Genomic DNA, 17,750 nt, shown 5'->3' on the forward strand with positions numbered 1-17,750 from the left:
CCACGCTCTGCGTGGGAATGCCTCCTGGGACGCTCCGCGTCCCGCCAACCGCCGCGCACAGGTGACGCAGAGCGTCACGGGCTGCATTCCCACGCGGGAGCGTGGGAATGATCTTTAGCGCACGCCTTCGGACCTGAGCGCGGCTGGGGTGTAATCCGCTGCCTTGGCCGCGAAGCCGAAGACGAAGCTGCTCTTCTCCTCGTTCTTCATACCCAGCGCGAGATAACGCCCGGCGATCAGGTCGTACAGGGTTTCCACGGTGTAGGCCGGTACCTGATGGTCGTAATAGAACTGCGCATGGCCTTCGGCGACGCGCCACAGTTGGCCGCGACCGTCGTAGTGGTCCACCAGGGCGACTTGCCAGCTGTCTTCGTCAATGTACATGTGGCGCTTGGCGTAGATGTGGCGTTCGCTCGGCTTGACGGTGCCGACCACTTCCCAGACGCGATGCAGTTCATAGCGGGTCAGGTCCTGGTTGATATGCCCGGCCTTGATGATGTCGTCGTATTTGAGGGTCGGCGAATCGAGCTTGTAGCTGTTGTAAGGGATGTACAGCTCCTTCTTGCCCACCAGCTTCCAGTCATAGCGGTCGGGCGCGCCGGAGAACATGTCGAAGTTGTCGGTGGTGCGCAGGCCGTCGGAGGCGGTGCCCGGCCCGTCATACGAGACCTGCGGCGCCCGCCGCACCCGGCGCTGGCCGGCGTTGTAGATCCAGGCCAGGCGTGGCTCCTTCACCTGGTCGAGGGTTTCGTGTACCAGCAGCACGTTGCCGGCCAGCCGCGCCGGCGCCGTGACCGATTGCTTGAAATAGCTCAGCACGTTGGCCGCCTTGGCCTGGTCGATATCGGGGATGGCCTGCGGCACCGCCACTTCCTCTTCGAAGCGGATCGGCGTGTAGCTGCCGTTGGTCTGTGGCGTGGCCTGGGTGATGATGCGGCGCAAGTTGCCGCCGTGGTAACGGGTGATGTGATTCCACAACACCTCCACGCCGTTTTTGGGAATCGGGAACGCGTAGTAACGGTTACCGGTGAAGTTCTCCAGGCCGTTGCCGTCGTTGATCGCCTTGACGTTCAGTGCGCTGCGCTTGATCGACTCGTAGATATCCGCCGGCAGGTTGACCGTACGGTGGCTCGGATACACCGGGATCTTGTAGGTCTCGGGGTAGCGCTTGAACATCGCCACCTGGCCGTCGGAGAGTTTGTCTTTGTACTTGTCGACGGTGGCTGCGGTGATCACGAACAGCGGTTTTTCACTGGCAAACGGGTCGGCGAGAAAGCCCTTGCTGTCCACCGCGCCGGCGTTTTTCGGAATGCCGCCGGTCCAGGCCGGGATCGAGCCATCGGCGTTGCCGGCTTTTTCGGCGCCGACCGGGGTCAGGCTGGTGCCGAGCTTGGCGGCTTCTTCCGGCGATACCGCGGCCATCACGTGGGCGGCCAGCAGACTCAGGGCCAACGCTGCAATTGTCTTACGCATAGTTCTTGTCCTTCTTTAAGCCAGATCAGAAGTTCACGCCGAAGCTGAGGGCGAGGAAGTCGCGGTCGGTCAGGGTGTTGTAGTCGCCGCCAAAGAAGTCGGTGTAGCTGAGACTGGCGGTGTAGGTGCTGCGGTAGTCCGCATCCACGCCGACGCTGATCGCCTTGGCGCCTTTATTGAACAAGCCGTTGGGGCCGTAGCCGGCCACGTCATGGGACCAGGACAGGTTGGGCTTGAGGTTCACCCCGGCAATCGCGTTGTTGTAGTCAAGGATCGCCCGCGCGCGGTAGCCCCAGGAGGTGGAGGTGACGAAACCGTCGGTGTCACCCTGGAACCCATAGGCGCCGTACACCGAGTCACGGCCATAACGCAGTCGGGTTTTGTCTTCCAGGCCGGCGACGTGCACAACGGCCGCTTCGCCCACCAGGGTCAGGCGCTCGGCGCCCAGCACCTGGTCGAAGAACTGGGTCATGGTGCTCTGGATCTGGGTGATTTCCTTGCGACGGTAGCCTTTGTTGTCGGCGCCAAACGAACTGCGGATCGGCGACGCGGTGTTGCCGGCAATCGGGTTGACCAGCGCCAGGGTCAGGTCGGTGGTGTTGAGTTGCACCGGCGCATTGGGCCGATAGCTGATTTCGCCGGTCCACGCCGTGCCGGTGGGCAAGGTGGTGGAGAAGCTGGCACCGAACAGACGGATATCCTCCGGGTAATCCAGGTAGTACTGGCCACGCCCGAGCATGGTGCTCTGGGCCAGGGCCCCACCAAAGCCCGGCGGAGCGGCGGCACCAATGGCGCCGATGGTTGCCAGGTTGGTATTGGCGGTAATCGTGCCCACGGTCGGGGTGCGGCTGTGGTAGTTCATGAAGTACAGACCGTATTCGGTGTCGTCACCCAGCCAGCGCAAGGCGGCGCCGAACTGGCCGGAGTCACGCGCATCACGGTCCGCGGCGCGCTGCACCACCACACCCTCGCGGGTGACCACAAAGCCTTGGCCGCGTGCCGCTGCAATCGGTTGCAGCGGTGCAATCCCCGGGCTGCCCACCGTGTAGTTACCGGTGCAGCCATCCGCCGCTACGTCACCGCCGAAGAAGGTGCCGCAGTTGTCCAGCACAGTCTGGTCCCATTCCAGTTGGTAGAAACCTTCTACGGTGAGCTGATTGGTCAGGCTCTGGGAGGCGAACAGCATGTTCACCGGGATCAAGCCTTCCTTGATCTCGGCCCCCGGACGACGGAACGCCGACACGTCGATCGGGTTGATGCTGTTGATGGAGTTACCGATGAACGTACTTTCGCCCCAACTGACCACTTGCTTGCCGGCGCGCACGGTGCCGGGCAGGTCGCCCAGGGAATAGTTGTGGTAGACGAAGGCATCGAGAATCTGCGCACCGCTGGATTTGGCGCCTTCCTTGCGGTTGTGGTCGCTGATCTGCTTGAACTCGCGGTCTTCGTCCTTGAGCTCGAAGTCGTACCAGTACTTGCCGCGCACGAACACACCGGTGTCGCCGTATTTCAGTTCAAGATCATGCAGGCCCTTGAAGATTTTCGAGAAGGTCTCGCCCTTCTTGAAGTTCAGGCGCCCGTCATCCCCGGTGGACGCCTGGCCCGTGCCGCCGTTGACGGTGCCGACCAGGCTTTTGTCGGCATCCCGCGTGCCCCAACTCGCACCGACCGATAGCGAGGAATCGAATTGCCCTTCGATCTCGCCGATGTTGAACGAAACAGCGTGGGCCTGGGCACAGCAACCCAAGGCAACCGCAGCGGCCAGCGCCTGTGGCGTGAAGATGGCGCGCATTGTTGTTTTTGTCATGCGTCTTCCCCGGTGAGTGACAGAAGGCCCCACCCTACTGCTGCCCAGGAGGAGCGATAAGCGCACCAAGGAGGTATTCGTGTTGTCGCTCGAAAGGATGACGGGCCGCGCGGGCCATGGGTGCGGCGCGCGTCATGGATTGGATGGATGGTGGCCTATCAGAAGCATCGATGGCATGCGCCGAATTATTGTCGTTTTGGTAACAGTCCTTGTCCTGAACCGCTATTACTCATTCTGTTACAACCGACTATGCTTACTTCGCTTTCAGGGCAAACAGCCCGCTCCGAGGTTCTGGAGAAAAGCTTGAATTCAACGGATTGCCAAGACATTCAATCTGTTACCTGTGTTCACTGACGTTGATTTATCGCTCCTTGATCCAACGTCTTACTTCGGCCGCTGCCTGTGCAGCGGCCTTTTTTATGCCTGGAATAAAAACGGGGCGCCATTGGCGCCCCGTTGGATTCACTGTTTTTACGGCAACGATCAGAGGCTGAACTTCTGCAAGTTGGCCATCATCTCCTTCAATGCCTCGATCGTGTCTTTGGGGTGCGCCGCGCCTTCGAAGTCGCAGATCTGCTGCCAGTGCGCCGCCACGTCATCCGGCGAAAAGCCCGCTTCGGGGTCAAAGCCTACGCCCAGGCTGCGCTCCCAACGGGTCTTGCCGATCCAGCCGCCGCCCACTTCGAACAAGCCTGAGGTTTCCTGGCAGGCGTCGCTGCCCAGGTACACCACCAACGGGCTGATCAGTTCCGGCTTGAGGCGCTCGAACACCTGCAGCGGAATCAGCCCCTCGGTCATGCGCGTGGCGCCGGTGGGCGCAATCGCGTTGACCAGGATGTTGTTCTTGCGCCCTTCCAGCGCCAGGGTTCGGGTCAAGCCATACAGGCCGAGCTTGGCCATGCCGTAGTTGGACTGGCCGAAGTTGCCGTAGATGCCCGAGGTGGACGCGGTGAAGATCACCCGGCCGTAGCCCTGCTCGCGCAGATGCGGCCAGGCGGCGCGGGTGACTTTGTAGGCGCCTTCGACATGCACCCGGTAAACCAGGTCCCAGTCGCTGTCGTCCATCTTGTGGAAGGTCTTGTCGCGCAGGATACCGGCGTTGTTCACCACCACGTCGATGCGGCCGAAGGCATCCAGAGCGTTCTGTACGATTTTATCGCCCTCGGTGACGGAGTCATGGTTGGCGTGCGCAATGCCACCCGCTGCGCGGATTTCGGCCACCACGCGGTCGGCCGCCGAGGCATTGGCGCCTTCGCCCTGGGTCGAGCCACCGAGGTCATTGACCAGCACCTTGGCCCCGTGCCGGGCGAACAGCAGCGCGTGGGCGCGGCCCAATCCGCCGCCGGCGCCGGTGATGATCACGACCTTATCCTGCAACTGCACTGACTGACTCATACCGAACTCCTTGGGCGACAATGGCAATGGGCAGAGTGTCCGGCACCGGGCCTTGGGTCACAATAAATACGGCCGACGCTGAATGGTGCTCGATAAGGCAGCGGGATGATGCCGCCTGGGGGCGCAAGGCTCAGGAATAGGCCGGACGCGCTGACCGCAGGCCAATACGCTCGCGAAACGCCTGGTAATGCCTGAGCACCTGGACCGGCGCCTCGATCTGTGGGTAATGGCCGATATCGGCCAGCAAGATGGCATCGGCATTCGGCACTAGTTGGTGATAGCGCTCCACCATATGCGCGCCGGAAATGGGGTCGACCTCACCGTCGATGACCCGCAACGGCACGTCGCCGCGCTGCATTGCCGCCACCCAGCGGTCACGCAGGCGACGGCGCTGGGGAATGTAGTTGATCAGCTTGTGCAGGATGCGCGGGCCGTCGTTGTGTTCAATCAAACTCCAGAAATCATCCAGGGCGCTTTCGCTGGGTAGCGTCCGAGGACCAAAAATCTGGTTAAAGCTGTTGGCCAGGCTACTTCGTCCGGAAGCTCGGCCGATCATCCAGCCCAAGGGGCTGAGCAATAACTTCTGCACCAAGGTTGCGCGGTGGGTTTCGGGGAACAGCCCACCGTTGAGAAACGCACAACTGGCCATCTGGAACCGCCCTTCGTAATGCCGGGCCAGGAGTTCCTGGGCAACGCTGTCGCCATAGTCATGGGCCAATATGTGCACCGGCTCTGCCACCCCCAGGTGTTCAAGCAACGCCTGTTGCAGGTCGGCTTGCTCCAGCAGGCAGTACTCGTGATCCAGCGGTTTGGCCGATTCGCCGAAGCCGAGCATGTCGCAGGCGATCACCAGATTGCGCTGGGCCAGGGGCTGCCACAGGTAATGCCAGTCCCAACTGGCCGTGGGAAAGCCATGGATCAGCAGCAGCGGCTCGCCCTGCCCGGCCACCCAATAACGAATGGAGCGGCCGCGAAAGACGAAATCCTGGCCGCGTTTGCGCCAGGCGCTGAGGGGTATCTCGGCAAGTGGCATCAGCTTTTATACCCGGGGTCCTGGTTATCCAATTTGCGCAGCAGCGCCGGCCAGGCCAGCGCACCGCCCATACCTTGGGCGCTTTTTGTGACAGCCGCCACCATCGCCTTGGCACCGGCCAGAATCTGCGGCTCGATGGCAATCAACTCGGCAGCGCCGTTCTGCGCCAGTACCTGGATGTCACAGGCACGCTGGAACGTGAACATCATCAGAAAGGTGTCAGCGATGGTCGCGCCGCACGTCAGCAGGCCATGGTTGTGCAGCATCAGAAAGTTGTGTTCGCCCAGGTCCGCCTGCAAGCGCGCCTTTTCATCGTGATTCAGTGCGACGCCTTCATAGGCGTGATAGGCCAGGCTCGACAGCACAAACAGCGACTGCTGGCTGATCGGCAGCACGCCCTGCTTTTGCGCAGACACGGCGACACCGGCGGCAGTATGGGTGTGCAGCACGCAGGTCACGTCGTGGCGCACTTCGTGGATGGCGCTGTGGATGGTGTAGCCCGCGGGGTTGATCTCATAGGGGCTGTCCATGCGCTTGTTGCCGGCCTGGTCCACCTTGACCAGGCTTGAGGCGGTGATTTCGTGGAACATCAGCCCATAGGGGTTGATCAGGAAATCATCGGTGCCCGGCACCTTGGCGGAAATATGCGTGAAGATCAGATCATCCCAACCGTGCATCGCCACCAGGCGATAGCAGGCCGCCAGGTCGACACGGGCTTGCCATTCGGCCGCGCTGACCTGATCTTTGACATTCTGTGACGATAGAACGGGGGCTAGGCTCACAATAATGACCTCCTTGGCGCATTTATTATTATTTTTTAAGTGATGAGCCAGTCTAGTCAGACGCCCTGGCTTGCGGAGTTGCCTTCGCAGCCAGCTTGATGACTGAGCGAGTCAGCCTGGAGAATAGTACAAACGGTGTCAGAGAAGCGCCGTCAATAAAAACACGCGGACAGCGCCTCACGGGGTCGGTCAGCGCTGCAGTGCAGTAATCAACTCGGCCAGCCACGGCTCGGCGTCGGTCTCCGGGGTCACGCTTTCGCTGGCGTCCAGGCGCAGCATCGGCAGCACTTCGCGCAGGCCCAACTCACTGAATACTTCGCGCATTTGCTCGCCGCCGCCGCAGAAGGTATCGCCGTAGCTGGCGTCGCCCAGGCCAATGACCGCACCGGGCAGGCCGCGCCAGGCGGCGGGCAACTGGTCGCGAATGCTTGAGTACAGCGGTTGCAGATTGTCGGGCAGCTCGCCCATGCCGGTGGTCGATGTGACCGCCAGGAACGCCTCGGGCGCGAAGGCCTGCACGTCGGCCAGCGTGGCACGCGGGTTGTGCCAGGCTTCAAAACCCGCTGCTTTGAGGATTTTTTCGGCGTGGCGAGCGACTTCTTCAGCTGTGCCGTAGACCGAGCCGGAAAGGATGGCGACTTTCATCAATCTGATCCTGTAATTGAGCGAAAGCGTAGGATATTAGCAGCTGGCGCAGTTTTCTCAGCGCGCGCCGTGCAACATTCAAGACGTGTCATAAACTTCAGACCTCAACAACAAGCCATGGACCGCTCAATGATCAACGCCAAGCTGATGCAAATGGTCATCAACGCCTCCAACGACGGGATTGTCGTCGCCGAACGAGAAGGCGAAGACAAGCCACTGATCTACGTCAACCCGGCCTTCGAACGCCTGACCGGCTACACTCTGGACGACATCCTTTATCAGGATTGCCGTTTCCTGCAGGCGGGCGACCGTGACCAGCCAGGCCTGATGGCGATCCGCGAGGCGCTCGACAGCGGTGGCGCGTGCCGGGAAATCCTGCGCAACTACCGCAAGGACGGCACACATTTCTGGAACGAGTTATCACTGTCAACGGTGTACAACGCGGCCGACCAGCAGACGTATTTCGTCGGCGTGCAAAAAGACGTCACCGTCCAGGTAAAAGCGCAGCAACGCGCCGCCCAGCTGGAAGCCCAGGTAGCCGAGCTTAAAGCCGAGCTGGCGGCGCTCAAGGCGACGAGTGAAATTAACAAGCTGTAAAAATGGCGGTCTTTAGAGCGATAATGGCCTTTTAACGCCCAACTTTGAGCTATATCCATGCACCGCGATGCTCTTTTGACCCAGGACGAACTGGCGTTTATCCAGGACATGCAGCACAACCCGCAGCTCAACCTGCGGGATGCATGGTCGAGCCTGACGGTGAATGGCGGTGCGCAGATTCGCGATTTGCTCACGCGGTTGGCCGCTCACGACCAAGTCACCATCCAGGCGCAGTTCGATAACCAGCAACTGACCTTTCCCCTGCATCTGGTGGAAGATGAGTTTCATGCGGTGCATCTGCGCCTGGGCGTGCCGAGTATCTTTGAAGACGGGCCGATGATCCGCCCGTGGCGCCTGGCCCTTGAAACACCGGTGGCCCTGGAGAACATCAAGGGCTACGCCAGTGCGCTGTGGGTGCACGAAGTGTCATTCAAGGGTGTGCTGGTGGAAGGGCGTGGCCGAGCCAAACCGCCGAAAACCTTTTCTTTGTGGTTCAGTCCGTCCGGTTACGAACGTATTGCGCTGCGTGGCACGCTGGAGCGGGAAACCGCCCGGGGCCTGTTTGCCTACCGCCTGAATCAGAGTGACGCAGGTGAAATCGAGCGCCTGCGCCAATTCATCCTGCACCAGCATCGTCTGGTGCATCCCCATGTACATGCCTGAGATCAGGTATCCAGACCGCCACTGAGAAACTGCTGCAAACGGCGCTGCATCTGGCGCCCTTCGCTGCCGAGGCAGCCGATGGACGTGCCGGCCAGATCGGCCTGCAACAGGTCCGATGCAGCGCCTGCGAGAAACAGCGGGCAGTCCAGGGTCAACGCCAAGCGGTTCAGACGCGCAGCCAGGTCATGCTTATGCGAGTGATTGGAGAACATGACCAGCGCCTGGGGGCGGATCTTTTCACAGACCAGGGTCAACTCATCGACCGGCTGGTCCAAGCCCAGCACCTTCACGGACAAATCCTCCCAGCTCATCAACAGCGCCGCCACCAGTAGCTCCAATTTGCGGCAATCGCCCGGCAGGGCGCTCAGTAATACCTGGGGGGCGGGCGATGCGCTTGCCACCTGCAAGCGCAGCAAAGTCTGCATACACAGAAAAGAGTCGAAAAATAGCCATTCACTGGCCTGGCCGAAACGGCCCTGGTGGCGCAGCAAGTCGCGCCACAACGGCATCAGAATGTCCTGAAACGCAACGTTCAGTGGATAGGTCGAGAACACCTGGCCATACACGCTCTCCAACTGACGCTCGTCGAACGCGCTGATGGCATGCATCAGCCGGGCTCGCCACTGCGGCCATTCGCTGTCTTCGGCCGCGTCGCGCTCGGCACGAATCGCTTCGATCTGTTGATCGTCACGCGCCAGAATCTTGCCAACCTTGCTCACCGCCACGCCGCGTTCAGTCCAATCAAGGATACGCTGGACCGTCTCAATATCGGCCGTGGAGTAGAGACGGTGCCCGCTTTCGGTGCGCATGGGCTGGATCAGCCCGTAGCGCCGCTCCCACGCTCGCAGGGTGACCGGGTTTACGCCTGTCAATCTCGAGACTTCCCGAATGGGAAACAGCTGATCTGAATCTGTCGAAATCAGACGCGAAATGCTATCAATCGGAGCAGTAATCAAGGGCATTGGTGACCAAATGTGGCAATGCTGGCTGAAGGGTATTTAACGCTTATCGACCTGTCTTTTTCAAGGCCGCACTTATCGGACCAATGTCTCTGGTGTATTTCGGCAAAAGAGGAATAATCCTTGCCTGTTTTTTAAGAGAGCGGCCTCACCCGGCCGCCTCTTTGTGCGCCACCTACCCGGTTCAGCGCACCCGTACATTTGGAGATATACCATGTCTACCTCACCCGTCACCTTGATGGTCGCGCGCCGCGTGGCCAAAGGACGCTATGAAGAGCTGATGGCCTGGCTGCGCGAAGGCGAACAACTGGCCACCGACTTCCCCGGTTACCTGGGTTCCGGCGTGCTGGCCCCGCCGCCCAATGACGATGAATTCCAGATCATCTTCCGTTTCGCCGACGAAAAAACCCTGCATGCCTGGGAGTTTTCCGCTTCGCGCAGTGCCTGGCTGAGCCGTGGCAGCGAGCTGTTTGCCGACCCGTCCGAACACCGCGTGAGCGGCATCGATGGCTGGTTTGGCGCCGTGGGAGCCCGCCCACCCCGTTGGAAACAGGCGGTGGCGATCTGGCTGGCGTTTTTCCCGGTGTCGCTGCTGTTCAATTTTGGCCTGGCCCCCTTGCTCGGCGAACTGGACCTGTTCAGCCGGGTGCTGGTCAGCACCTTGGCGCTCACACCGCTGATGGTGTACTTCTTTATTCCGTTGTCGACGCACCTGCTGGCGAACTGGCTGCATCCCACGCCACCACGCAAGGCCAGCGAAGCCGCTGCCTGAGTACAGGGGAGACGGGTCGCTGGTATAGTTTCCACCTGCCAGCGACTAGAGCCTCCCATGACTGCAACCAACGCCCCGATCCTGATCACCGGTGCCGGCCAGCGCGTCGGCCTGTATTGCGCCGAGCGTCTGTTGGACGCAGGGCAATCGGTCATCTTCAGCTACCGCAGCGAACGCCCAGGGGTGCAGCTGCTGCGCGAACGCGGTGCGTTCGGCCTGTTTGCCGATTTTTCCAGCGAAGCGGGGATTGTGGCGTTCATCACTGAGTTGAAGGCACATACCGACTCGCTGCGCGCGATCATCCACAACGCCTCGGCCTGGATCGCGGAAACGCCTGACGACGAAAGCCACGCCTTTACCGACATGTTCAGCGTGCACATGCTTGCGCCGTACCTGATCAACCGGCATTGTTCACCCCTGCTGCAACGTTCGACACCGGCCGATATCGTGCATATCAGCGATGACGTGGTACGCAAGGGCAGCCGTCAGCACATCGCGTATTGCGCCACCAAGGCCGGGCTCGACAGCCTTACCTTGTCGTTCGCCGCAGAGTTCGCGCCGCTGATCAAGGTCAACGGCATCGCGCCGGCCATGGTGATGTTCAATGAAGGCGACGACGCGGCCTACCGTGCCAAGGTCCTGGCCAAGTCGGCGCTGGGCATCGAGCCCGGGCCTGAGGTGATCTACCAGAGCGTGCGTTACCTGCTGGACAACCCCTATGTCACCGGGACCACCCTGACCGTCAACGGCGGGCGGCATATCAAGTAAGCCGTTTTGAGGATGTTGTATGACCTTGTCCCTGCCCCACCATTACCGCGAAATCCTCAAAGGCCTGGGCGAAGACCCGGAACGCGAAGGTTTGCTCGACACCCCCAAGCGCGCCGCCAAGGCGATGCAATACCTGTGTCATGGCTACGAGCAGAACCTGGAAGAAATCGTCAACGGCGCGCTCTTCGCCTCCGATAACGACGAGATGGTGATCCTCCAGGACATCGAGCTGTACTCGCTGTGTGAGCACCACCTGTTGCCCTTTATCGGCAAGGCCCATGTGGCCTACATTCCGACCGGCAAGGTGCTGGGCCTGTCGAAACTGGCGCGCATCGTCGACATGTACGCCAGGCGCCTGCAGATCCAGGAAAACCTCACGCGGCAAATTGCCGACGCCATCCAGGACGTGACCCAGGCCGCCGGCGTGGCGGTGGTGATCGAAGCCAGGCACATGTGCATGATGATGCGCGGCGTGGAAAAACAGAATTCAACCATGAACACCTCGGTGATGCTCGGCGCGTTCCGCGAGTCGAACACCACGCGCATGGAGTTCCTGCAACTGATTGGACGGAGCAAGTAGCAATGCCACAACTTCAACCAGGCATGGCGCGCATCCGGGTCAAGGACCTGTGCCTGCGCACCTTTATCGGCATCAACGAGGACGAAATCCTCAACAAGCAGGATGTGCTGATCAACCTGACCATCCTGTATGCCGCCCAGGAAGCCGTGCGCGATAATGACATCGACCACGCGCTGAACTACCGCACCATCACCAAGGCCATCATTGCCCACGTCGAAAGCAACCGCTTCGCCTTGCTCGAACGCCTGACCCAGGAGCTGCTCGACCTGGTGATGAGCAACGAGTCGGTGCTGTACGCCGAAGTCGAAGTCGACAAACCCCATGCGCTGCGCTTTGCCGAGTCGGTTTCGATCACTCTGGCGGCCAGCCGCTGATAGTCAAGTGAGCCCTATGAACGACCAACAACGCCTCGAACTCGAAGCCGCCGCCTTTCGCCGGCTGGTGTCACACCTGGACAGCCGCAAGGATGTACAGAACATCGACCTGATGAACCTGGCCGGCTTCTGCCGTAACTGCCTGTCCAAGTGGTACAAGGCCGAGGCCGATGAGCGCCAGATCGAACTGAGCCTCGATGACGCCCGTGAAGTGGTGTACGGCATGCCGTACGCCGAGTGGAAAGCCCAATACCAGAAAGAAGCCAGCGCCGACCAACACGCGGCGTTTGCCAAAGGAAAAGCCCATGACTGACCTGAACACCCTGCGCGCCAGCCTTAACAGCGGCAAACACGCGTTTGCCGACACCCTGGCCTTTGTTGCCGCAGGTTACGACTACCAGCCGCAAGCCTTCACCAACGGCGAGGTGGAAAATGCCGCCGGCCAGAACGAAGGTTCGTGCAAGACACTTGGATTGGCGTTGCTGGAAGGGTTGAGCGATCAGGAAGCGTTGCTGGCGTTTGGCGAGCATTACCGTTCAGTGGTGGCTACGCCGGAAGGCAGTGACCATGGCAATATCCGTGCGTTGATCAAATACGGCCTGGCCGGAGTGAAATTTGCAGCACAACCCCTGACCCGCAAATCCTGAGCCAAATAAAGATCAAAATGTGGGAGGGGGCTTGCCCCCGATTGCGGTGGTTCAGTAGCAAATGTGCTGACTGAAACACCGCTATCGGGAGCAAGCCCCCTCCCACATTTGTTTTGCAGCGTTGCTTAGAACGAGGCGTCTTTCAGACCGTCAAGGTAACGTTCGGCATCCAGGGCCGCCATGCAACCGGCGCCGGCCGAGGTGATGGCTTGGCGGTAGACGTGGTCAGCCACGTCGCCGGCCGCGAAGATGCCGTCGATGTTGGTGGCGGTGGCATTGCCTTCACGGCCGCCCTGCACCACCAGGTAACCGTCTTTGGCTTCCAGCACACCTTCGAACAACGAGGTGTTCGGGGTGTGGCCGATGGCGATGAATACGCCGTCGACTTTCAGCTCGTCGAAGCTGCCGTCATTGTTCTTCAGGCGCGCACCGGTCACGCCCATGTTGTCACCCAGGACTTCGTCCAGCGTGGCGTTGAGCTTGAGGATGATCTTGCCTTCAGCGACACGGGCGTGCAGCTTGTCGATCAGGATCTTCTCGGCGCGGAAGGTTTCGCGGCGGTGCACCAGGGTCACGGTGCTGGCGATGTTGGCCAGGTACAGCGCCTCTTCCACTGCGGTGTTGCCGCCACCGACCACAGCCACTGGCTTGTTGCGATAGAAGAAACCGTCGCAGGTCGCGCAGGCGGAAACACCCTTGCCCATGAACGCTTCTTCCGATGGCAGGCCCAGGTAACGGGCGCTGGCGCCGGTGGCGATGATCAACGCGTCACAGGTGTACACGCCGCTGTCGCCTGTCAGGCTGTAAGGCTTCTTGGAAAAGTCGACCTTGTTGATGTGGTCGAACACGATCTCGGTTTCAAAGCGCTCGGCGTGTTCTTTCATACGCTCCATCAGCACCGGGCCGGTCAGGCCGTGGACGTCGCCCGGCCAGTTGTCGACTTCGGTGGTGGTGGTCAACTGACCGCCCGCCTGCATGCCGGTGATCAGCAGCGGCTTGAGGTTGGCGCGGGCAGCGTAGACCGCAGCGCTGTAACCGGCAGGGCCGGAACCGAGAATAATCACTCGCGAATGACGGGTATCAGACATGACTCACTCCTATCGACCGTCCGGACAACAAGACGGCTGGAATAAAAAAGGACCGCGAAGCACTTGGGGAAGGCTTGAACTCGCAGATCCTGAAAATAATGGGTGCAGCGTATAGAGGGGGGCAAGATTAAGGAAATACGGAATAACAATCCAGCTCATAGGTGGTCTCTATGCAGTCGACCGGTTTGATCGACCTTATTGTCCACTCAGGTGTAACCGCTGATGTCGCCACTTTCACCGCCACGGCAAAGCCGGTAAGGTCGGCGCGTTCGCCCTTCTGCTCGGAGTCTTCCATGCCTGCCCCCGCTCTTTCCGGCCCGCAATACCTGCGCGAAGGCCTCAAACTGGTGTTGAGCCCCGGCCTGCGCCTGTTCGTACTGCTGCCGCTGGCGATCAACCTGGTGCTGTTCGTCGGCCTGATCTACTTTGCAGGCCACCAATTCAGCCTGTGGGTCGACCACCTGATGCCCACGCTGCCCGGCTGGCTGAGCTTTTTGAATTACCTGCTGTGGCCGCTGTTCGTGGTGCTGGTGGTGTTGATGGTGTTTTTCACCTTTACCATGCTCGCCAATATCATCGCGGCGCCGTTCAATGGTTTTCTCGCGGAGAAAGTCGAGATCGTGGTGCGTGGCACCGACGACTTCCCACCGTTCAGCTGGGGCGAGCTGATCGCGATGATTCCGCGCACCCTGGCCCGGGAAATGCGCAAGCTGGGCTACTTCCTGCCACGGGCCATCGGCCTGTTCATCCTGTCGTTCATTCCCGTGGTCAACCTGATCGCCGCGCCATTGTGGCTGTTGTTCGGCGTGTGGATGATGGCGATCCAATACATCGACTACCCGGCCGACAACCACAAGCTGGGCTGGAACGAAATGCTCGCCTGGCTGCGCCAGAAGCGCTGGCAGAGCATGAGTTTTGGCGGGATCGTCTACCTGGTGCTGCTGGTGCCGGTGGTCAACTTGCTGATGATGCCGGCAGCAGTAGCCGGGGCTACGTTGTTCTGGGTGCGCGAGCAAGGTGCCGAAGCGATGGCCGGGCAACAGGTGGCCCGGTCATAAATCCATCATCCCAGTGACACAATGAAGACATGGCCCGCAGCGACACTGTGGGTCATGACGATAGCTTCGCTCCACATCACCCTGATCACCGAAACCTTCCCGCCGGAAATCAACGGGGTGGCCAATACCCTTGGCCGCCTGTGCGACGGTTTGCGCGCGCGCGGCCATCAAATCGAACTGGTACGCCCCCGCCAAGGCGTCGACCAGAGCCGGCCGAGTGACGATGAGTTGCTGCTGTGCCGCGGCTGGCCGTTACCGGGGTATCCAGGGCTGCAGTGGGGCCAATCGTCGATGCACAAACTCCTGCGCCGCTGGACCCGCCAGCGTCCGGATGTGTTGTACATCGCCACCGAGGGGCCGTTGGGCTTGTCGGCGTTACGCGCGGCGCGGCGCTTGGGCATCAGCGTGGTCAGCGGCTTTCACACCAACTTTCAACAGTATTCGAACCAGTACGGCTTGAGCCTGTTGAGTCGCCTGGTCACCCATTACCTGCGCTGGTTTCATAACCGGTCGACGTTGACCCTGGTTCCCAGCGCGAGTCAGCGCCTGGAGCTGGAGCGCCGGCACTTCGAGCGTCTTGGCATGCTGTCGCGGGGGGTCGACAGCCAACTGTTCCATCCGGCCAAACGCGACGACGCTTTGCGCGCGAGCTGGGGTTTGGAGAACGACGACATTGTGGTGCTGCACGTAGGACGCCTGGCCCAAGAGAAAAACCTCGGGCTGCTCAAACGCTGTTTCGACACGTTGCAGACCACCTATCCATCGCGGCGGCTCAAGCTGGTGATTGTCGGCGATGGCCCGCAGCGCAGCCTGTTGCAACGCGATTTGCCCGACGCGGTGTTCTGCGGCGCCCAGCGCGGTGAAGCACTGGCGCGGCATTATGCTTCGGGCGATCTGTTCCTGTTTCCCAGCCTGACCGAAACATTCGGCAATGTGGTGCTGGAAGCCATGGCGTCCGGGCTGGGTGTGGTGGCCTACGACCAGGCAGCCGCGACCCAGCATATTCGCCACGGCTACAACGGTGTGCTGGCGATGCCGGGGGATGAGAACGCGTTTTGCGATGCGGCCGTGTGGCTGCTGGAAGAGCGCGAGACGCTGCGCCGAGCGCGGCTCAATGCCCGGCAACACGCCAGTCGCCAAGGATGGCCGGCGATCATCGAGCAATTCGAGCGTCAGCTGCGCGATGTATGCAAGGACGGGCCTCCGGTGCCCGCCCTGGCGTCGCTTACACCAGGCTCGTCAACGCCTCACGACTGAACGGCAGAATGTCGGCCTCGCGACCTTCGCGCACCTTCACGGCCCAATCCGGATCCACCAGCAGCGCACGACCCACGGCGACCAGATCGAATTCGTCGTTATTCAAACGCTCCAGCAGGTTCTCCAGGCTGGCCGGCTGCGCGACCTTGTCGGTGTTGACCATGAACTGCAGGAACTCACCATCCAGACCAACGCTGCCCACGGTGATCGTCGGTTTCCCCGTCAGCTGGCGGGTCCAGCCGGCCAGGTTGAGGTCGGAACCTTCGAATTCAGGCTCCCAGAACCGGCGCGTGGAACAGTGGAAAATATCCACGCCAGCGTCGGACAACGGCTTGAGGAATTCGCCCAACGCCTCGGGGGTTTGCACCAGGCGCGCGGTGTAGTCCTGCTGCTTCCACTGGGAAAAACGCAGGATGATCGGAAAATCCGGGCCGACCGCAGCACGGATGGCCTGGATCAATTCGATAGCGAAACGTGAACGGTTGGCCAGGCTGCCGCCGTACTCATCGGTACGCTGGTTGCTGCCTTCCCAGAAGAACTGGTCGACCAGGTAGCCGTGGGCGCCGTGGATTTCCACACCGTCCATGCCGATGCGTTGAGCATCTTTGGCCGCCTGGGCGAACGCGTTAATCACGTCCTTGATGTCCTGGGTGGTCATGCCATGGACGACTACCTTGCCATCCTTGAGCCTCTCCATCGGGCCGTAGGCTGGCACGCTGGCGTCAGGTTCGGTACCGATACGGCGCACGGCGCCCACATGCCACAACTGCGGAACAATCTTGCCGCCTTCGGCGTGGACCGCATCGACCACTTTCTTCCAGCCGGCCAACGCCGCTTCGCCGTAAAAGTGCGGAACGTTGGGGTAACCGTTGGAGGCTTGATGGCCAACCACGGTGCCTTCGGTGATGATCAGCCCAACGCCGGCGGCGGCGCGACGGCGGTAGTACTCGATCACTTGAGCATTGGGCACGCCACCCGGGGAGAATGAGCGGGTCATTGGCGCCATGACCACGCGGGTCGACAGTTGCAGTGCACCGAGCTGGAAGGGTTTGAACAAGGCTTGGACGGGCATGGAGCACTCCACATAAGACGGATTTATGATGTGGATAATATGGGCGCCGCAACTTGCTGGATAGCACTATTGATCTGGGTGATTAAGGCGATAAAAGCAACCGAATACCTGTAGGAGCGAGCTTGCTCGCGAAGCGCCTGAGGACGCCGCGTACATCCAGAGCACACGCGTTATCGTTGGCGATTTTCGCGAGCAAGCTCGCTCCTACAGTGGCAGGGTTAGCTCAGGGCTTTTTCGATGGCCTGGACGATCGATGGATCTTCCGGTGGCGTACGTGGCGAAAAACGCGCCAGCACCCGGCCATCTTTGCCGAGCAGGAATTTCTCGAAGTTCCAGGTGATATCCCCAGGAAATTCAGCGCCCTCGCCCGCCAGCAGGCGGTAGAGCTGGTGGCGCTCCGGCCCGTTCACCTCGAGTTTGCTGCCCAGGGGAAAGGTCACCCCATAGTTGAGGCTGCAGAATTGCTGGATCTCTTCCTCGGTGCCCGGTTCCTGGCCCGCAAACTGGTTGCACGGCAGGCCGAGCACGGTGAAACCCCGGTCCTTGTACTGCTGATAGAGGTTTTCCAACGCCGCATATTGCGGGGTCAGGCCGCATTTGGAGGCCACGTTGACCACCAGCACAACTTCCCCCTTGAAAGGCGCCAGCGGCAGCTCTTGCCCATCCAACGCTTTGAGTTTCAGGTCGTGGAAAGCACTCATGACGAACTCCAGATATCCTATTTTTCTACGCCTCGCGACGCCTTGAGCTTACAACCCGCAAGCCCGCAATTATAGACGC

General features: G+C 60.8%; 21 protein-coding genes. 10 read left to right on the forward strand and 11 right to left on the reverse strand.

Annotation, left to right across the window (positions count from 1 at the left end; genetic code table 11):
- Window positions 1-114 precede the first annotated feature (114 nt).
- The 6 genes from C4J84_RS21165 to C4J84_RS21190 all read right to left on the reverse strand — a co-directional run bounded on the left by C4J84_RS21165 (window position 115) and on the right by C4J84_RS21190 (window position 7,135).
- Window positions 115-1,473 (reverse strand): DUF1329 domain-containing protein, encoded by a 1,359-nt coding sequence (locus C4J84_RS21165; protein WP_124364348.1) that lies wholly within the window; start codon window positions 1,471-1,473, stop codon window positions 115-117.
- 25 nt (window positions 1,474-1,498) lie between these two features.
- Window positions 1,499-3,280, reverse strand: a complete 1,782-nt coding sequence (locus tag C4J84_RS21170) for a DUF1302 domain-containing protein (RefSeq protein WP_124364349.1) — start codon at window positions 3,278-3,280, stop codon at window positions 1,499-1,501.
- A 483-nt stretch (window positions 3,281-3,763) separates the two neighbouring features.
- Entirely contained in the window at window positions 3,764-4,675 is a 912-nt protein-coding gene (locus C4J84_RS21175; protein WP_124436046.1) for an SDR family oxidoreductase, read from the reverse strand.
- A 130-nt stretch (window positions 4,676-4,805) separates the two neighbouring features.
- Window positions 4,806-5,708 carry an alpha/beta fold hydrolase gene (locus C4J84_RS21180; RefSeq protein ID WP_124371806.1) on the reverse strand — a complete coding sequence of 301 codons (903 nt, stop codon included), beginning with the start codon at window positions 5,706-5,708 and terminating at the stop codon, window positions 4,806-4,808.
- Window positions 5,708-6,490: a class II aldolase/adducin family protein gene (locus C4J84_RS21185; protein ID WP_124371807.1), complete on the reverse strand. Its 783-nt coding sequence runs from the start codon at window positions 6,488-6,490 to the stop codon at window positions 5,708-5,710. Before C4J84_RS21185 ends, C4J84_RS21180 begins: the two co-directional genes overlap by 1 nt.
- A 189-nt stretch (window positions 6,491-6,679) precedes the next feature.
- A complete protein-coding gene (locus C4J84_RS21190) occupies window positions 6,680-7,135 on the reverse strand; it encodes a flavodoxin (protein ID WP_124371808.1) in 456 nt (151 codons plus the stop codon).
- 129 nt (window positions 7,136-7,264) lie between these two features.
- On the opposite strand from C4J84_RS21190, the gene C4J84_RS21195 reads away from it, so the two are divergent.
- Both C4J84_RS21195 and C4J84_RS21200 read left to right on the forward strand, forming a co-directional pair.
- Complete coding sequence (locus C4J84_RS21195; protein ID WP_124371809.1) at window positions 7,265-7,732, forward strand: PAS domain-containing protein; 468 nt, start codon at window positions 7,265-7,267, stop codon at window positions 7,730-7,732.
- A gap of 57 nt (window positions 7,733-7,789) precedes the next feature.
- On the forward strand, window positions 7,790-8,395 hold the full coding sequence (locus C4J84_RS21200) for a hypothetical protein (protein ID WP_124364355.1): 606 nt from the start codon (window positions 7,790-7,792) through the stop codon (window positions 8,393-8,395).
- A 2-nt stretch (window positions 8,396-8,397) separates the two neighbouring features.
- On the opposite strand, the gene C4J84_RS21205 is transcribed toward C4J84_RS21200, so the two are convergent.
- Window positions 8,398-9,357, reverse strand: a complete 960-nt coding sequence (locus C4J84_RS21205) for a MerR family transcriptional regulator (RefSeq protein ID WP_124371810.1) — start codon at window positions 9,355-9,357, stop codon at window positions 8,398-8,400.
- Between the two features lie 211 nt (window positions 9,358-9,568).
- Between C4J84_RS21205 and C4J84_RS21210 the strand changes: the two genes are divergently transcribed.
- The 6 genes from C4J84_RS21210 to C4J84_RS21235 are packed head-to-tail and all read left to right on the forward strand — an operon-like array spanning window position 9,569 to window position 12,495.
- Window positions 9,569-10,126, forward strand: coding sequence for an antibiotic biosynthesis monooxygenase (locus C4J84_RS21210; protein WP_124371811.1), 558 nt, complete (start codon window positions 9,569-9,571; stop codon window positions 10,124-10,126).
- Between the two features lie 57 nt (window positions 10,127-10,183).
- Window positions 10,184-10,894, forward strand: coding sequence for a dihydromonapterin reductase (gene folM, locus C4J84_RS21215; protein ID WP_124436047.1), 711 nt, complete (start codon window positions 10,184-10,186; stop codon window positions 10,892-10,894).
- 19 nt (window positions 10,895-10,913) lie between these two features.
- Window positions 10,914-11,474 (forward strand): GTP cyclohydrolase I FolE, encoded by a 561-nt coding sequence (folE, locus tag C4J84_RS21220; protein WP_124364359.1) that lies wholly within the window; start codon window positions 10,914-10,916, stop codon window positions 11,472-11,474.
- Between the two features lie 2 nt (window positions 11,475-11,476).
- Window positions 11,477-11,848 carry a dihydroneopterin triphosphate 2'-epimerase gene (folX, locus tag C4J84_RS21225; RefSeq protein WP_124371813.1) on the forward strand — a complete coding sequence of 124 codons (372 nt, stop codon included), beginning with the start codon at window positions 11,477-11,479 and terminating at the stop codon, window positions 11,846-11,848.
- A gap of 16 nt (window positions 11,849-11,864) precedes the next feature.
- Window positions 11,865-12,161 carry a DUF1244 domain-containing protein gene (locus tag C4J84_RS21230; protein WP_124364360.1) on the forward strand — a complete coding sequence of 99 codons (297 nt, stop codon included), beginning with the start codon at window positions 11,865-11,867 and terminating at the stop codon, window positions 12,159-12,161.
- Entirely contained in the window at window positions 12,154-12,495 is a 342-nt protein-coding gene (locus C4J84_RS21235; protein ID WP_124371814.1) for a HopJ type III effector protein, read from the forward strand. Before C4J84_RS21230 ends, C4J84_RS21235 begins: the two co-directional genes overlap by 8 nt.
- Window positions 12,496-12,620: 125 nt before the next feature.
- On the opposite strand, the gene trxB is transcribed toward C4J84_RS21235, so the two are convergent.
- Both trxB and C4J84_RS26310 read right to left on the reverse strand, forming a co-directional pair.
- Complete coding sequence (trxB, locus tag C4J84_RS21240) at window positions 12,621-13,583, reverse strand: thioredoxin-disulfide reductase (RefSeq protein WP_124364362.1); 963 nt, start codon at window positions 13,581-13,583, stop codon at window positions 12,621-12,623.
- A gap of 127 nt (window positions 13,584-13,710) precedes the next feature.
- Window positions 13,711-13,878, reverse strand: a complete 168-nt coding sequence (locus tag C4J84_RS26310; protein WP_164487786.1) for a hypothetical protein — start codon at window positions 13,876-13,878, stop codon at window positions 13,711-13,713.
- Between C4J84_RS26310 and cysZ the strand changes: the two genes are divergently transcribed.
- Entirely contained in the window at window positions 13,877-14,641 is a 765-nt protein-coding gene (cysZ, locus tag C4J84_RS21250) for a sulfate transporter CysZ (RefSeq protein ID WP_124371815.1), read from the forward strand. The two genes, C4J84_RS26310 and cysZ, sit on opposite strands and share 2 nt — an antisense overlap.
- 54 nt (window positions 14,642-14,695) lie before the next feature.
- Window positions 14,696-15,898, forward strand: coding sequence for a glycosyltransferase family 1 protein (locus tag C4J84_RS21255; RefSeq protein WP_124371816.1), 1,203 nt, complete (start codon window positions 14,696-14,698; stop codon window positions 15,896-15,898).
- Here C4J84_RS21255 and C4J84_RS21260 read toward each other — a convergent pair.
- Together C4J84_RS21260 and C4J84_RS21265 are read right to left on the reverse strand one after the other, a co-directional pair.
- Complete coding sequence (locus tag C4J84_RS21260) at window positions 15,867-16,970, reverse strand: NADH:flavin oxidoreductase (RefSeq protein WP_124368316.1); 1,104 nt, start codon at window positions 16,968-16,970, stop codon at window positions 15,867-15,869. The genes C4J84_RS21255 and C4J84_RS21260 overlap by 32 nt on opposite strands.
- A gap of 218 nt (window positions 16,971-17,188) precedes the next feature.
- Window positions 17,189-17,671: a glutathione peroxidase gene (locus C4J84_RS21265; protein WP_124436048.1), complete on the reverse strand. Its 483-nt coding sequence runs from the start codon at window positions 17,669-17,671 to the stop codon at window positions 17,189-17,191.
- Window positions 17,672-17,750 lie beyond the last annotated feature (79 nt).

The sequence above is a fragment of the Pseudomonas sp. R11-23-07 genome (assembly GCF_003852295.1).
GTDB lineage: Bacteria > Pseudomonadota > Gammaproteobacteria > Pseudomonadales > Pseudomonadaceae > Aquipseudomonas.

What these genes read in the sequence shown, in the direction of transcription:
- C4J84_RS21165 (WP_124364348.1), bottom strand. Translation starts at nt 1,473, where the DNA reads ATGCGTAAGACAATTGCAGCGTTGGCCCTGAGTCTGCTGGCCGCCCAC.
- C4J84_RS21170 (WP_124364349.1), bottom strand. Translation starts at nt 3,280, where the DNA reads ATGACAAAAACAACAATGCGCGCCATCTTCACGCCACAGGCGCTGGCC.
- C4J84_RS21175 (WP_124436046.1), bottom strand. Translation starts at nt 4,675, where the DNA reads ATGAGTCAGTCAGTGCAGTTGCAGGATAAGGTCGTGATCATCACCGGC.
- C4J84_RS21180 (WP_124371806.1), bottom strand. Translation starts at nt 5,708, where the DNA reads ATGCCACTTGCCGAGATACCCCTCAGCGCCTGGCGCAAACGCGGCCAG.
- C4J84_RS21190 (WP_124371808.1), bottom strand. Translation starts at nt 7,135, where the DNA reads ATGAAAGTCGCCATCCTTTCCGGCTCGGTCTACGGCACAGCTGAAGAA.
- C4J84_RS21195 (WP_124371809.1), top strand. Translation starts at nt 7,265, where the DNA reads ATGATCAACGCCAAGCTGATGCAAATGGTCATCAACGCCTCCAACGAC.
- C4J84_RS21200 (WP_124364355.1), top strand. Translation starts at nt 7,790, where the DNA reads ATGCACCGCGATGCTCTTTTGACCCAGGACGAACTGGCGTTTATCCAG.
- C4J84_RS21205 (WP_124371810.1), bottom strand. Translation starts at nt 9,357, where the DNA reads ATGCCCTTGATTACTGCTCCGATTGATAGCATTTCGCGTCTGATTTCG.
- C4J84_RS21210 (WP_124371811.1), top strand. Translation starts at nt 9,569, where the DNA reads ATGTCTACCTCACCCGTCACCTTGATGGTCGCGCGCCGCGTGGCCAAA.
- folM (WP_124436047.1), top strand. Translation starts at nt 10,184, where the DNA reads ATGACTGCAACCAACGCCCCGATCCTGATCACCGGTGCCGGCCAGCGC.
- folE (WP_124364359.1), top strand. Translation starts at nt 10,914, where the DNA reads ATGACCTTGTCCCTGCCCCACCATTACCGCGAAATCCTCAAAGGCCTG.
- folX (WP_124371813.1), top strand. Translation starts at nt 11,477, where the DNA reads ATGCCACAACTTCAACCAGGCATGGCGCGCATCCGGGTCAAGGACCTG.
- C4J84_RS21230 (WP_124364360.1), top strand. Translation starts at nt 11,865, where the DNA reads ATGAACGACCAACAACGCCTCGAACTCGAAGCCGCCGCCTTTCGCCGG.
- C4J84_RS21235 (WP_124371814.1), top strand. Translation starts at nt 12,154, where the DNA reads ATGACTGACCTGAACACCCTGCGCGCCAGCCTTAACAGCGGCAAACAC.
- trxB (WP_124364362.1), bottom strand. Translation starts at nt 13,583, where the DNA reads ATGTCTGATACCCGTCATTCGCGAGTGATTATTCTCGGTTCCGGCCCT.
- cysZ (WP_124371815.1), top strand. Translation starts at nt 13,877, where the DNA reads ATGCCTGCCCCCGCTCTTTCCGGCCCGCAATACCTGCGCGAAGGCCTC.
- C4J84_RS26310 (WP_164487786.1), bottom strand. Translation starts at nt 13,878, where the DNA reads ATGGAAGACTCCGAGCAGAAGGGCGAACGCGCCGACCTTACCGGCTTT.
- C4J84_RS21255 (WP_124371816.1), top strand. Translation starts at nt 14,696, where the DNA reads ATGACGATAGCTTCGCTCCACATCACCCTGATCACCGAAACCTTCCCG.
- C4J84_RS21260 (WP_124368316.1), bottom strand. Translation starts at nt 16,970, where the DNA reads ATGCCCGTCCAAGCCTTGTTCAAACCCTTCCAGCTCGGTGCACTGCAA.
- C4J84_RS21265 (WP_124436048.1), bottom strand. Translation starts at nt 17,671, where the DNA reads ATGAGTGCTTTCCACGACCTGAAACTCAAAGCGTTGGATGGGCAAGAG.